Annotated in this window: 12 protein-coding genes; 6 read left to right on the forward strand and 6 right to left on the reverse strand. The window is 64.4% G+C overall.

From position 1 onward, the window contains the following. Positions 1 to 103 precede the first annotated feature (103 nt). The 6 genes from lepA to DVB37_RS06050 are packed head-to-tail and all read left to right on the forward strand — an operon-like array spanning position 104 to position 5,961. The gene (lepA, locus tag DVB37_RS06025; RefSeq protein WP_006218049.1) at positions 104 to 1,897 is read left to right on the forward strand and encodes a translation elongation factor 4; all 1,794 of its coding nucleotides are present in this window, start codon (positions 104 to 106) and stop codon (positions 1,895 to 1,897) included. A 23-nt stretch (positions 1,898 to 1,920) separates the two neighbouring features. Further along, positions 1,921 to 2,805: a signal peptidase I gene (gene lepB / locus DVB37_RS06030; RefSeq protein ID WP_104143027.1), complete on the forward strand. Its 885-nt coding sequence runs from the start codon at positions 1,921 to 1,923 to the stop codon at positions 2,803 to 2,805. A 2-nt stretch (positions 2,806 to 2,807) separates the two neighbouring features. Next, positions 2,808 to 3,569 carry a ribonuclease III gene (rnc, locus tag DVB37_RS06035; protein ID WP_046802607.1) on the forward strand — a complete coding sequence of 254 codons (762 nt, stop codon included), beginning with the start codon at positions 2,808 to 2,810 and terminating at the stop codon, positions 3,567 to 3,569. Further along, the gene (gene era, locus DVB37_RS06040; RefSeq protein WP_120154267.1) at positions 3,566 to 4,456 is read left to right on the forward strand and encodes a GTPase Era; all 891 of its coding nucleotides are present in this window, start codon (positions 3,566 to 3,568) and stop codon (positions 4,454 to 4,456) included. Before rnc ends, era begins: the two co-directional genes overlap by 4 nt. After that, complete coding sequence (recO, locus tag DVB37_RS06045) at positions 4,449 to 5,036, forward strand: DNA repair protein RecO (protein ID WP_046802609.1); 588 nt, start codon at positions 4,449 to 4,451, stop codon at positions 5,034 to 5,036. Before era ends, recO begins: the two co-directional genes overlap by 8 nt. 16 nt (positions 5,037 to 5,052) lie before the next feature. Next, a complete protein-coding gene (locus tag DVB37_RS06050) occupies positions 5,053 to 5,961 on the forward strand; it encodes a LysR family transcriptional regulator (protein ID WP_120154269.1) in 909 nt (302 codons plus the stop codon). A gap of 96 nt (positions 5,962 to 6,057) precedes the next feature. Here the strand turns inward: DVB37_RS06050 and DVB37_RS06055 are convergent, their stop codons facing one another. From DVB37_RS06055 to DVB37_RS06080, 6 genes are all read right to left on the reverse strand, one after another. Continuing rightward, positions 6,058 to 7,158, reverse strand: a complete 1,101-nt coding sequence (locus tag DVB37_RS06055; protein WP_120154271.1) for a pyridoxal-phosphate dependent enzyme — start codon at positions 7,156 to 7,158, stop codon at positions 6,058 to 6,060. Between the two features lie 2 nt (positions 7,159 to 7,160). Further along, positions 7,161 to 8,141, reverse strand: a complete 981-nt coding sequence (locus tag DVB37_RS06060; RefSeq protein ID WP_120154273.1) for a succinylglutamate desuccinylase/aspartoacylase family protein — start codon at positions 8,139 to 8,141, stop codon at positions 7,161 to 7,163. Positions 8,142 to 8,190: 49 nt separating this feature from the next. Beyond that, positions 8,191 to 9,147 (reverse strand): tripartite tricarboxylate transporter substrate binding protein, encoded by a 957-nt coding sequence (locus DVB37_RS06065; RefSeq protein WP_120154275.1) that lies wholly within the window; start codon positions 9,145 to 9,147, stop codon positions 8,191 to 8,193. A gap of 90 nt (positions 9,148 to 9,237) precedes the next feature. After that, positions 9,238 to 10,560, reverse strand: coding sequence for an NTP/NDP exchange transporter (locus DVB37_RS06070; RefSeq protein WP_120154277.1), 1,323 nt, complete (start codon positions 10,558 to 10,560; stop codon positions 9,238 to 9,240). A 4-nt stretch (positions 10,561 to 10,564) separates the two neighbouring features. After that, positions 10,565 to 11,482 carry an aldo/keto reductase gene (locus DVB37_RS06075; RefSeq protein ID WP_120154279.1) on the reverse strand — a complete coding sequence of 306 codons (918 nt, stop codon included), beginning with the start codon at positions 11,480 to 11,482 and terminating at the stop codon, positions 10,565 to 10,567. A gap of 69 nt (positions 11,483 to 11,551) precedes the next feature. Continuing rightward, entirely contained in the window at positions 11,552 to 12,262 is a 711-nt protein-coding gene (locus DVB37_RS06080; protein ID WP_006218060.1) for a Bax inhibitor-1/YccA family protein, read from the reverse strand. Between the last annotated feature and the right edge of the window lie 29 nt (positions 12,263 to 12,291).

Here is a 12,291-nt window from a genome sequence, read left to right on the forward strand (position 1 = left end):
CCCGGGTTTCGTCCCGTCAGCGCCCCTCTCGTCAGCCGTGTCCTCGCAGGCGGCGGCGTCTTCCGGCTTATTGCCGAGTGTTCCGTCCCTTATAATTTCAAGCATGCAGCATATTCGCAACTTCTCCATCATTGCCCACATCGATCATGGCAAATCGACCTTGGCCGATCGCTTGATCCAGCGCTGCGGCGGATTGGCGGATCGCGAAATGTCGGCGCAGGTGCTCGATTCCATGGAAATCGAGCGCGAGCGCGGCATCACCATCAAGGCCCAGACCGCCGCCCTGCAATACAAGGCGAACGACGGCAAGGTCTATAACCTGAACCTGATCGACACCCCGGGGCACGTGGACTTCTCGTATGAAGTCAGCCGCTCGTTGTCGGCATGCGAAGGCGCGCTGCTGGTGGTGGATGCGTCCCAGGGCGTGGAAGCGCAGACGGTCGCCAACTGCTACACCGCCATCGAGCTGGGCGTGGAAGTGGTGCCCGTCCTGAACAAGATGGACCTGCCCCAGGCCGACCCCGAAGGCGCGCGCCAGGAAGTGGAAGACGTCATCGGCATCGATGCGTCGGAAGCCGTGCTGGCCAGCGCCAAGACCGGCATGGGCATTGACGAAATCCTGGAAACCATCGTGGCCCGCGTGCCGGCGCCCAAGGGTGACCCGGAAGCGCCGCTGCAAGCGCTGATCATCGACTCGTGGTTCGACAACTACGTGGGCGTGGTCATGCTGGTGCGCATCATCAACGGCGTGCTCAAGCCCAAGGACAAGATCCTGCTGATGGCGTCCGGCGCCACCCACCTGTGCGAGCAGACCGGGGTGTTCACGCCCAAGTCGCAGCAGCGCCCGCACCTGTCGGCGGGCGAGGTCGGCTTCATCATCGCCGGCATCAAGCAGCTGGAAGACGCCAAGGTAGGCGACACGGTCACGCTGGCCAACAAGCCCGCGCCGTCCGCGCTGCCCGGTTTCAAGGAAGTGAAGCCCCAGGTGTTCGCCGGCCTGTATCCCGTCGAAAGCTCCGAATACGACCAGCTGCGTGATTCGCTCGACAAGCTCAAGCTGAACGATGCCGCGCTGATGTTCGAACCCGAAGTCTCGCAAGCGCTGGGCTTTGGTTTCCGCTGCGGCTTCCTGGGCCTGCTGCACATGGAAATCGTGCAAGAGCGCCTGGAACGCGAATTCGACATGGACATCATCACTACCGCGCCGTCGGTGGTGTATGAAGTCGAGCAGCGTGATGGCTCCGTGATTACCGTGGAGAGCCCGTCGCGCATGCCTGAAGTCGGCAAGATCCAGGACATTCGCGAACCTATCGTGAAGGTCACGCTGTTCATGCCGCAGGATTATGTCGGCCCGGTGATGACGCTGTGCAATAACAAGCGCGGCTCGCAGGTCAACATGAGCTACCACGGCCGCCAGGTGCACCTGGTATACGAGATTCCGCTGGCCGAAATCGTGCTGGATTTCTTCGACAAGCTCAAGTCGGTGTCGCGTGGCTACGCCTCGATGGACTATGAATTCCTGGAATACCGCTCGGCCGACGTCGTGCGTGTGGACCTGCTAATCAATAACGACCGCGTCGACGCGCTGGCCGTGATCGTCCACCGCAGCAACGCGCGCCATCGCGCTCGCGACGTTGTGACCCGCATGCGCGGCCTGATTCCGCGCCAGATGTTCGACGTGGTGATCCAGGCCGCAATCGGCGCCGAAATCATCGCCCGCGAAAACGTCAAGGCGTTGCGCAAGAACGTGCTGGCCAAGTGCTACGGCGGCGACATCTCGCGCAAGAAGAAGCTGCTTGAAAAGCAGAAGGCCGGCAAGAAGCGCATGAAGCAGGTGGGTAGCGTTGAGATTCCGCAGGAGGCGTTCCTGGCCATCCTGCAAGTGGAAGACAAGTAGAACCAAAAGAAGGCGGTTAGCTGATGAGTTGGAACTTTGCCCTGATCCTGTTTGTTCTGCTGGTCTTGACCGGCATTATCTGGGTGCTTGATCTGGCGGTGCTGCGGCGTGGCCGTGAAGCGCGGGCCCAAGCGGCAATGGCGCAGTACGATGCGGCGCTGATCGGGGACGCGCAAGAAGCCGAACGCCTGCGCCGCGAAGCCGGTGACGTGGCGCGCCGCGTGCCCTGGTGGGTGGAATACGCCGTCAGCTTTTTCCCCGTCATCCTGTTCGTGTTCATGCTGCGTTCGTTCGTGGTCGAGCCGTTTCGGATACCTTCGGGCTCGATGCTGCCGACGCTGCAATCGGGCGACCTGATCCTGGTGAACAAGTTCAGCTATGGCTTGCGCCTGCCGGTGATCGACAAGAAGGTCGTGGATATCGGCAAGCCCCAGCGCGGCGACGTCTTCGTGTTCCGTTATCCCGTGGATCCGGACGTGGACTACATCAAGCGCGTGGTCGGCCTGCCGGGCGACGAGATCGCTTATCTGGACAAAAAACTGTATGTGAACGGCACCCTGGTGCCTCACGTTCGCGACGGCGACTACTTCGAGCCGGATCGTGTGTCGTATATCGCACAATATAAAGAGAAGTTGGGCGACGTTGAGCACAAGATACTGCTAGATGAGAACAAGCCGCAGGATTATTCGCCCATGTGGCAATTTCCTCACCGCGAAAACTGCCAATACAGCCGCAATGGGGTACGCTGCAAAGTACCCGAAGGCAGTTATTTCGCCATGGGCGATAATCGGGACAACAGCGCGGACAGCCGTTATTGGGGCTTCGTACCTGAGGCCAATATCGTCGGACGCGCGTTCTTCATCTGGATGAATTTCAGCGATCTCAGCCGCATCGGCCGGTTCAACTGATTATGTCGCTAGCCACGCTAGAAAACCGCCTGGATCACCACTTCGGTGATCCAGCCTTGCTTGAACAGGCACTGACGCATCGCAGTCACGGTGCGCGCCACAACGAGCGCTTGGAATTCCTTGGGGATTCCGTGCTGAACTTCGTCGTGGCGGCGATGCTGTTTGAACGCTATTCCAAAATCGACGAAGGCGATCTGTCGCGGCTGCGGGCCAACCTGGTCAAGCAGGCCTCGCTGGCGGACATCGCCCAACGCCTCGAACTGTCGCAGTATCTGCGCCTGGGCGAAGGTGAATTGAAAAGCGGTGGCTTCCGTCGGCCATCGATTCTTGCGGACACGGTCGAGGCGCTGTTTGGCGCCGTCTTCCTGGATGCTGGCTTTGAGGCCGCGCGCCGCGTGATCGTGCGCCAGTACCAACCGGTGCTGGCCTCGGTTGACCCAAAAACGCTGGGCAAGGACGCCAAGACCTTGCTGCAGGAATTCCTGCAAGGCCGCAAGCTGGCGCTGCCGTTGTACACGGTGGTGGCCACGCATGGCGCGGCCCACAGCCAGCAGTTCGAAGTCGAGTGCGCCATCCCGGCGCTCGAGATCAAGGTTACGGCGCCCGGCGCCAGCCGCCGCGCCGCCGAGCAGTCGGCGGCCAAGCTGGCTTTGGAGGCTGCGCTGGCTATCAGCCCCGCCACCAAGGCTGCCCGCAAGTCGGGCAAGGCGCGCAAAACCGCGCAATTGTCGCTGCCCGTGGCAGTGGCTCAAGAGACTAAATGAGCGATACCCCTTTTCGTACCGGCTTTGTTGCCATCGTTGGCCGTCCCAATGTGGGCAAGTCCACGCTGACCAATGCCCTGATCGGTTCCAAGATCTCCATCGTGTCGCGCAAGGCGCAGACCACGCGCCACCGTATCCACGGCGTGCTGACTCGCGAGCACGAGCAATTCGTTTTCGTTGATACCCCGGGATTCCAGACGCGTCATGGCGGCGCCATGAACCGCATGATGAACCGCGTGGTGACGCAGGCTTTGGCCGACGTCGACGTGGTGGTGCACGTGGTGGAAGCCGGTAAATGGTCCGAAGGCGATGCGAAGCTGTTGCCGCTGTTGCCGAACCCCGAGCGCACCATTCTGGTCGTCTCCAAGATCGACCAAATGAAGAACCGCGACGACCTGTTCGCGTTCGTCTCCAAGATCATGGCGCTGCACCCCTTTGGCGCCGTGGTGCCCGTCAGCGCCACCAAGAACCAGCAGCTGGACCAGTTGCTGGAAGAAATCGCCACGCGCCTGCCGGAAGGCGAGGCGATGTTCGAAGAAGACACCCTGACCGACCGCCCCATGCGCTTCATCGCCGCCGAACTGGTGCGCGAGAAGATCTTCCGCCTGGTCGGCGACGAACTGCCCTACGGCTGTACCGTTGTCATCGAGCAATGGGAAGAAACCGCCAAGGGTGCCAGCATCAACGCCTGCGTGGTGGTCGAGCGCGACAGCCACAAGCCGATTCTGCTGGGCGCGGGCGGCATGCACATGAAGCGTATCGCCACGGAGGCGCGGCAAGACATCGCCAAGCTGCTGGACAAGCCCGTGCACCTGGAGGTCTACATCAAGGTGCGCAAGGGCTGGTCCGACCGCGAGGGTGCGCTCCGCGATCTGGGTTATGAGTAGACGGGCGCCTCGCGTCCAGGATCGCCCGGGCTTTATGTTGCACGCCACCGCGTGGCGTGAAACCTCCCTTATTGTTCAGACTTTTTCCCGCGATCATGGCTGTGTGGCCATGGTCGCCAAGGGCGCCAAGCGCCCTTATTCGGTGCTGCGTCCTGTGTTGTCGGCCTTTCAGCCCTTGCTGCTGTCCTGGACCGGCAATGGCGAAGTCAAGACACTGACGCGCGCCGAGATCGCTGGCATCCGTCCGCTGACGGGCACAGCGCTGATGTCCGCCTGGTACATGAACGAGCTACTGCTGCGCTTGCTGCCTCGCGAAGACGCGCACCCCTTGCTGTTCGACGCCTACGACATGGCGTTGCAGCAGTTGTCCAACGGCACGCGTGCCGCCGGCGCGCTGCGCCGCTTTGAATGGACGCTGCTGCGCGAAACGGGTTATGGCGTGGATGAACAAGCACCGGATTTCGACGACACCACGATCGAGCCCGCGCTGCGGCGTGACCTGCGAGAGCGCCTGGCCGAGATCCTGGCCGGCCGCCCCTTGTCGACCCGCCGCGTCCTGATGGACCTGCAACGCATCTAGCGCGCGGCGCGGCACCATGACCTTCACGCTAAAACAGGTCGAGACCTTTCGCACTGTCTACGAAACGGAAAGCGTGACGGCTGCGGCACGGCGACTGGATGTGTCGCCCGCCACGGTCAGCGCCACCTTGGCCGCGCTGGAAGCCAGCATTGAACTGCGCCTGTTCGAACGCGTGCGCCAACGCATGCAGCGCACGCCCGAAGCCACTTTGCTCTACGAAGAAATCCGCCGCCTGAACGTCGGCCTGGAAAGCCTGGGCCGCAAGATCCGGGCCATACGCGGGGCCGCGCAACCGCGGCTTCGCATCGGCTGCATCCATGCCTACGGCGGGGCTATCGTCAGCGAGTCGATCTCGCGCTTTCGCACGCGTTATCCCGACACGCCGCTGTACTTGCAAATCCGCGACTCCAATACCTTGCGCGACATGGTGGTGTCGGGCGAGCTGGACCTGGCGGTGGTGGCGGACGAATCCGAACTGGAAGGCCTGCGCGGCCATCGGCTGGCAAGCTTGCGCGCGGTGGCGGTGTTTCCCGCCGGACACGCGCTGGCGCGCCTGGAACAGGTGGACTTTGCCCAGCTGACCGACGTCGATGTGATTGCCTTGAACGCCGAGGACGGGTCGCGCAAGCGCCTGGATGCGCTGTTGCGGCAAGCGGGTCACAGCCTGAAGGTGGCGATTGAAACTCCGTATTCCAGCACCGTCTGCCAGTTGGCCTTGGCCGGGCACGGGGTCGGCATCGCCAACCCCGCGACGGCGGTAGGCATGGAAGCCGCGGGCCTGTGTTATCGCCCGCTGACGGCACCCGTGCATTTTGAATGCCACATGATTCTGCATGGCAGCCGGCCCTTGTCCGAAGCCGGGAAATTCTGGGCCACTTGCCTGCGCGGCGCGCTGGCCCCGCTGGTGGATCGGTTTGGCGTTTGATTTGACGTCGTTGCTGGCCGGGAAATTCAGCTTCGGCGCGTGGCCGAAGACTTCTGCCCCGTAGCGGCCCGACGTCAGTCCGGCCAGTGGGGGCCGTCAGCCCCGGCGCCCGTCGGATGTCAACATCAACACCACTGACGATTCAGCGTCCAGCACGCCCGAGCGGCGTAGCTGCGACACCGCCGCCAACGCCGCGGCCGATGACAGTTCGGTGCTGATGCCACGGCGCTCAAGCCGTTGTTGCGCGGCGGCGGCAGCGGCATCGGAAACGTCCACCGGGGTGCCGCCCGAGCGGGCCAAGGCTTCCAGTGATTGCAACGTGCAGGTGCCGCCCGCGATGGAGTATTGCTGGGTGGCCATTTCCCACAGGCCGCGCGCATCGCCCGTTGCGCGCGCGCGCGACAGGCGTGCATAGGGCTCGACGGCGTGCAGGCGAGGCAGGCGCGCGATGCGTCCGCTTTGCAGCAAATGCTGCCAGCCCAGCAAGATGCCCCACAGCAGATCGCCTCGCGCGGTGGGCACGATGATGTCGGTGGGCGTGGCGCAAACGTTCAGGATTTCGGTGGCGATGGGCTTGTAGCCTTCGACGCCATAGGGATGCGTGCCGACGGGGGGATTCAGATAATTGGTGCCCGCGAACGCGCCGTGATTGCGGCACAGGTCCTCAACGTAGGGCCAGCGCGCCAGGCTGTCTTCGAACGCACGAAGACGGGCGCCGAAGCGTTCCATGGCTTCACGCTGCAAGGGCGGGCAGTTTTGGGTAATGGCGATATCCGCCTGCAAGCCGGCGGCGGCGCAGTAGGCCGCAATCGATACCCCGGCGTTGCCGCTGGAAGCCGCAGCCACGCGCGTCGCCCCAGCCAAGAGGGCCCGTGATATCAACTGGGCCGCCATGCGGTCCTTGTGGCTGCCTGTGGGGTTGGCGCTTTCGCACTTGAGCCATAGCTTGCCGATGCCTTCGGCGTCGGCAAGGTCGGGCGCCTCCAGGCAAGGCGTATCGCCTTCGCCCAAGGTCACCGCTTGAAGAACGGGCAGTGGCATGACGTTGCCGCTCTCCGTGGCGTCGTAGCGGCATTCCAGCGTGGCGGGGTGGCCGGCGGCAAGGCAGCTGGGGCAGCCTTCGGCGTAGTCGCCGGGCGCCCACAGGGTGGCGCAGCGGATGCAGCGCAGGTCGGTCAATCTGGGGTTCATCTGCATAGTCAGTATTTTGACGCTAGGGAGTCCAGGGGTAGGGCGGGGGCCACTTGCAGCAGGCAGTCGCCGTCGTCGCTGCGCGCGATGGCGCGCAGGCAAACCACCGTGCCGGCTTGCGGCGCGTAGAGCGGCCGCGCGGGGATATCCGGGCGCGCGGGTTCGATCAGGCGGCCGATCGGCTGATCCGCCGTCACCGCCTGCCCAAGCTCGACGCCGGGCACGAACACGCCGGGTTCGCCGGCGCGCAGCGTGGCGGCCGGCGCGTCCAGGTCATAGAGGCGGACGTCCCGATTCGCCGGAACAGGGGGGGCGGGCAATAGCCCCAGTTCGGCAAGGCAGCCCAGCAAGCCGTTGCGGCAGCCGTCGACCAGCGCGCCGCGAGTCTGCCTGCCCCCGCCGATTTCGGCGCTTAGACGCAGCACGCCGTGGCGGCTGGCGGTGGCGGGCATCGAACCTGCCTCGTTGCCGCGAAAGAACACACAGTCGGGAAAGCCGAACGCGCGGGCCAGGGCTGGCAGGCGTTCCTCATAGGCGTCGTTGCCGTAACGCGTGATCACCGATGAAGGCAGGTAGCAGAGCGAGGCGCCGCCGCTGTGCACGTCGACCATGGCCTGGATGCGGGGCAGCAGCCGTGCTTCCAGGGCCGCCGCCACGCTTTCCGTATAGCCGCGCGCCGGCGCGCCCAGGAACGCGCGATTCAAGTTGCCGCCGTCGCTGGGCGACAGACGCGTGCCGGCCAGAGAGGCCTCGGCATTGACGGCCGGCAGCAGGTATACCGTGCCATGTTGCAGCATGCCGGGAAGTTGCTGCCACAGGTCGAGGATGGCGGCCTGGCCTTCCCATTCATCGCCATGCACGCCGGCAATCAAGGCCACGGCCGGGCCTGGTCCGGCCTCGATGCGCAGTACCGGCACGGTGACGCGGCGATAAGCCGAGTCATTGGTCGCGGCGGCAACAGAGAAGTCTTCCCGGCTTACGCGGACCATGCTTCGGCTCCGGCGGCTCCGGCGGCTCTGGTGGCGGGGCGCGCGCCGGTCAATCCAGCGTGGCGGCCTTGATGATGCTTTCCCATTTGGGCAGCTCCTTGCGAATTTGGGTTTGGACGTCCTGCGGCGTGCCGCCCAGCGGCTCTTGCGACCGGCTACGCAGTTCCTTGGCGACGTTGTCCGATTGCAGTGCCTTGTTCATCGCGTCATTCAATCGATTGATCACGGCGGGGGGCGTGCCGGCGGGTGCGATCAGCGCGCTCCAGGCAGACTGCTCGTAGGCTGGATACCCTTGTTCGGCCACCGTCGGCACATCCGGGTTGGATGCCGCGCGGGACTTGGTGGTGACGGCCAATGCGCGCAGTCGGCCGTCCTTCAGGTTGCCGATCAAGGGCGGCAGGTTTTCCATCATGGCGTCCACGTGGCCGCCCAACAGATCCGACAACTGCGCGGCCGTGGCCTTGTAAGGGATCTGACGCACGGCGGCGCCTGTCTGGGCGATGAACAGCTTGACGCCGACTTCACTGGTGGTGCCGGGGTCGGCCGATGTCATGGTCAAGCGGTCCGGCTGGGCGCGGCTGGCCTCGATAAAGCTCTTTAAGTCGCGATAGGGCGATGCGGCATTCACCACGATCACGTTGGGCGTTTCGGCCACCAAGCCGATCGGCGTTACGTCGCGGTCCAGGTTGTAGAGCTGTTGCTTGAACAGGAAGCGATGCAACACCAGGGTGCCGACGTGCGCGTAGCCGATGGTGTAGCCGTCGGCAGGGGCGCGTACCACGGCCTGCGTGCCGATGCGGCCACCCGCGCCAACGCGGTTTTCCACCACGACGGGCTGGCCCAGCTGTCGGCTCATTTCTTGTCCGATCAAGCGTGCGGTGATGTCGGCGTTGCCACCGGCGGCGGCTGGCACGATCAGCGTGATCGCGCGTTCCGGATAGTCGGCTTGCGCGGTGGTCGCGGCAAGGCAAAGCAGCAGGGCGGCAAGGCAGGCGGTGCGTTTCATGACGATTCCCCAGGCGTTGAGAGCTGCGCCATTGTGCGCGGCAGGCCCTAAGAATCCGTTTGCTTCAATAACATGGGTGTTCAAGAAAACCTAAGGGATTTGACACTTGTCGTTGTCCTTGTCTTGGTCCTGCCAAGCCCTGGCATCCGCCCGCTTGCCCAACCCATAGCCGACGGCGGCTGCGCCCAGCGCCACCGCGGCGCCCAGCAGGGCGATCAGCGCCGCGCCATGGCCCAGCATGTCGACGCCGGCCTTGACCCATCCGCTGGCCGCATCGCCGCCCCGGTAGACGACCGTATCGATGACGTTCTTGGTTTTGTATTTGTCTTCGGCAGGCACCGCCGTGAACAGCATTTCGCGGCCCGGCCGGATCAACGCATATTCGCCGGCACGGCGCAGGATCATCGCGGCGGCCAGGACGCCAAAGACCGGAAACGCGGCAAGGAACAGGAACGACAGCCCTACCGCCAGCGGCACCGCCGTCAACAGAAAGCGCACCCCCAGCCGGGCGGCCACGCGACCCGTGATGAACAGCTGCGACAGCAGCGCCAGCGTCTGCACGGTGACGTCCAGCGCGCTGAACACGCGGATGCGCTGGGCCGTGTCGGGAAAGGTATCGGCCACCAGGCGCGCCTGCTCCATGTACAGAAAGGTGTTCAGCGTGGCCAGCAACACCACCAGCAGCGAAATGCCAAGCAGATAGCGCGACTGGAAAATGCGCAGGATGCCGGCCAGCAGCGCGCCTTCGATGGGACGCTGCATGTCTTGCCGCCCGGTCTCGGGGCGTGTGGCGGCCCGCCAGCGCAACAACCATTGTTTGAGCGGCAGCGTGGCGGTCAGCAGCAGCGCGGATAACAGCAGCAAGCCGGCCGGGCCCAGCGCGCCGGCCAGCAGGGCGCCCAGCAACGGGCCGCACAACCCGCCCGCGCTGGCCCCGGCGGCAATCAGCGCAAAGAGGCGTTTGGCGGAGTCCATCCGGAACACGTCCGCCATCAAGCTCCAGGCGATCGACACCACGAACAGGTTGAAAACCGACAGCCACACATAGAATGCACGCGCCGCCCAGACGCTGCCCGGTTGCAGGTACAACAGGGCCGCGAAGCCCGCCATGGTCAGCGCAAAAATGCTGTACACCCAGGTCAGCAAGGTGGCGCGCGGGACGCGGGCCGACAGGGCGCCAAACAAAGGCACGACCGCCAGCGTGGCGACAAAGGTGGCGGTGAACAGCCATTGCAGCTGGTTGACGCCCGCCTGGATCCCCATGGTTTCGCGGATGGGGCGCAGCATGAAATAGCCGCAGAACAAAAAGAAAAAGAACGCGAAGCCGCAGGCGGCCGGGGCGATGTCGGCGTCATGGATGCCCAGCGTTCGTGCAATGCGCGCGCGCGCGGGCTCAAGCCAGGCCCAGGCCATGGCCTTATGCCAGCAGGGCCGCGATGCGGTCGCGCAGCGCGGCGTCGGGCTGCCGCCCGAACCCGGCCAGCGCGTTATCCGCCATGTTGGCGGGCTTGGACGTGGCGGGGATGACGGCGGTGACGGCCGGATGCCCGATGATGAATTTCAGAAAGATCTGTGCCCAGGAGGTGCAGCCGATTTCCGCGGCCAAAGCGGGCAGGGGGCGCCCCTTGACCTGCCGAAAGAGCGCGCCGTCCTGGAACGGGCGGTTGATGAGCACCGCCACGCCGTTGGCCTGGCAGGCCGGCAACAGGCGCTTTTCGGCGCTGCGGGCGCCCACGGACAGGTTCACCTGAAGAAAGTCGGGCTTTTCGCGTTCGACCAGTTCGGTCAGCTCGTCATGGGCATAGTCCGTGTAGTGCGTGATGCCGATGTAGCGCGTGACGCCTTGCTGCTTCAGTTCGCGCAGCAGGGCCAGTTGGTTGCGGGTGTCGATCAGGTTGTGCACCTGGATCAGGTCCAGCTTGTCACGCCCCAAGCGCCGTTGGGACTCGCGGATCTGGCCCATCGCGGCCTCCCGCCCTTGCGCGCCGATCTTCGTGGCCAGAAAGTACGGGGGCGCCGTGGTGGCCTGGCGGGCCAGCAGTGCGCCCACCACGGCCTCGGCCTGGCCGTAGCTGGGGGCGGTGTCGATCAGCGTGCCGCCTTCTTTGGTGAACACCTCCAGCACCTGCGCCAGCGGTGCCATGGCGGCGGCGTCATCAGGCGACGCGTTGAAGGTGTCCGCCGTGCCCAGGCCGATCACCGGAATCTGCTCTTTGGAGGACGGAATGGCGCGGGTCCACATGGCTTGCTTCATGCTGAGTGCTTGCACGGCGCCCGCTGGCCCCAGCAGGGCGGCGCAAGCGGCGGTCTGGAGGAAGCGGCGGCGGTCTTGCATCGGTAGCGCTCCAAAAGAAAAAGGCCTACACGTGAATGTAGGCCTTTGGACCGGACTGGCGGTGCGCGATTACTCGCGGTTGCCGCCGAAGATGCCCAGCAGCATCAGCAGGTTCGAGAAGACGTTGTAGACGTCCAGGTAGATGGCCAGGGTGGCCGACACGTAGTTGGTTTCACCACCATTGACCACGCGTTGCAGGTCAACCAGCATGAAGGCCGAGAACACCAGGATGGCCATGACCGAGATGGTCAGCATCAGCGCGGGCAGTTGCAGGAAGATGTTCGCCAGCGCCGCGATCAGGATCACGACCGCGCCGATGAACAGGAACTTCTGCATGCCGGACAAATCGCGCTTGATGGTGGTGGCCAGCGTGGCCATCGTGCCGAACACGATTGCCGTGCCGCCGAACGCCGTCATGACCAGCTGCGAGCCGTTGCTGAACCCCATGACGAAGCCCAACAGACGCGACAGCATGATGCCCATGAAGAACGTGAAGGCCAGCAGCAGCACCACGCCCATCGAGTTGTTCTTGTTTTTCTCGATGGCGAACATCATGCCGAACGCGCCCACCAGGAAGACGATGGCGGACAGGCCCGGGCTGGCGCCCATGACGCGGTTGATGCCGGTGTACATGCCGACCGCCGCGCCCAGCACCGTGGGGATCAGCGATAGGGCCAAGAGCCAATAAGTGTTGCGCAGGACCTGGTTGCGAGCGACCTCGCCCGGCGCGCCAGCGACTGCGCCGGAACGATTAAAAGGGGACGGACGATATTCGTTCATGGAGAACTCCTGTATGCGCCAAAAAAGAT

This window comes from Achromobacter sp. B7, from assembly GCF_003600685.1.
GTDB classification, from domain to species: domain Bacteria; phylum Pseudomonadota; class Gammaproteobacteria; order Burkholderiales; family Burkholderiaceae_B; genus Achromobacter; species Achromobacter spanius_B.

Excerpts from the sequence above, each read along its gene's own strand:
- lepA (WP_006218049.1), top strand. The coding sequence starts at position 104 with ATGCAGCATATTCGCAACTTCTCCATCATTGCCCACATCGATCATGGC.
- lepB (WP_104143027.1), top strand. The coding sequence starts at position 1,921 with ATGAGTTGGAACTTTGCCCTGATCCTGTTTGTTCTGCTGGTCTTGACC.
- rnc (WP_046802607.1), top strand. The coding sequence starts at position 2,808 with ATGTCGCTAGCCACGCTAGAAAACCGCCTGGATCACCACTTCGGTGAT.
- era (WP_120154267.1), top strand. The coding sequence starts at position 3,566 with ATGAGCGATACCCCTTTTCGTACCGGCTTTGTTGCCATCGTTGGCCGT.
- recO (WP_046802609.1), top strand. The coding sequence starts at position 4,449 with ATGAGTAGACGGGCGCCTCGCGTCCAGGATCGCCCGGGCTTTATGTTG.
- DVB37_RS06050 (WP_120154269.1), top strand. The coding sequence starts at position 5,053 with ATGACCTTCACGCTAAAACAGGTCGAGACCTTTCGCACTGTCTACGAA.
- DVB37_RS06055 (WP_120154271.1), bottom strand. The coding sequence starts at position 7,158 with ATGCAGATGAACCCCAGATTGACCGACCTGCGCTGCATCCGCTGCGCC.
- DVB37_RS06060 (WP_120154273.1), bottom strand. The coding sequence starts at position 8,141 with ATGGTCCGCGTAAGCCGGGAAGACTTCTCTGTTGCCGCCGCGACCAAT.
- DVB37_RS06065 (WP_120154275.1), bottom strand. The coding sequence starts at position 9,147 with ATGAAACGCACCGCCTGCCTTGCCGCCCTGCTGCTTTGCCTTGCCGCG.
- DVB37_RS06070 (WP_120154277.1), bottom strand. The coding sequence starts at position 10,560 with ATGGCCTGGGCCTGGCTTGAGCCCGCGCGCGCGCGCATTGCACGAACG.
- DVB37_RS06075 (WP_120154279.1), bottom strand. The coding sequence starts at position 11,482 with ATGCAAGACCGCCGCCGCTTCCTCCAGACCGCCGCTTGCGCCGCCCTG.
- DVB37_RS06080 (WP_006218060.1), bottom strand. The coding sequence starts at position 12,262 with ATGAACGAATATCGTCCGTCCCCTTTTAATCGTTCCGGCGCAGTCGCT.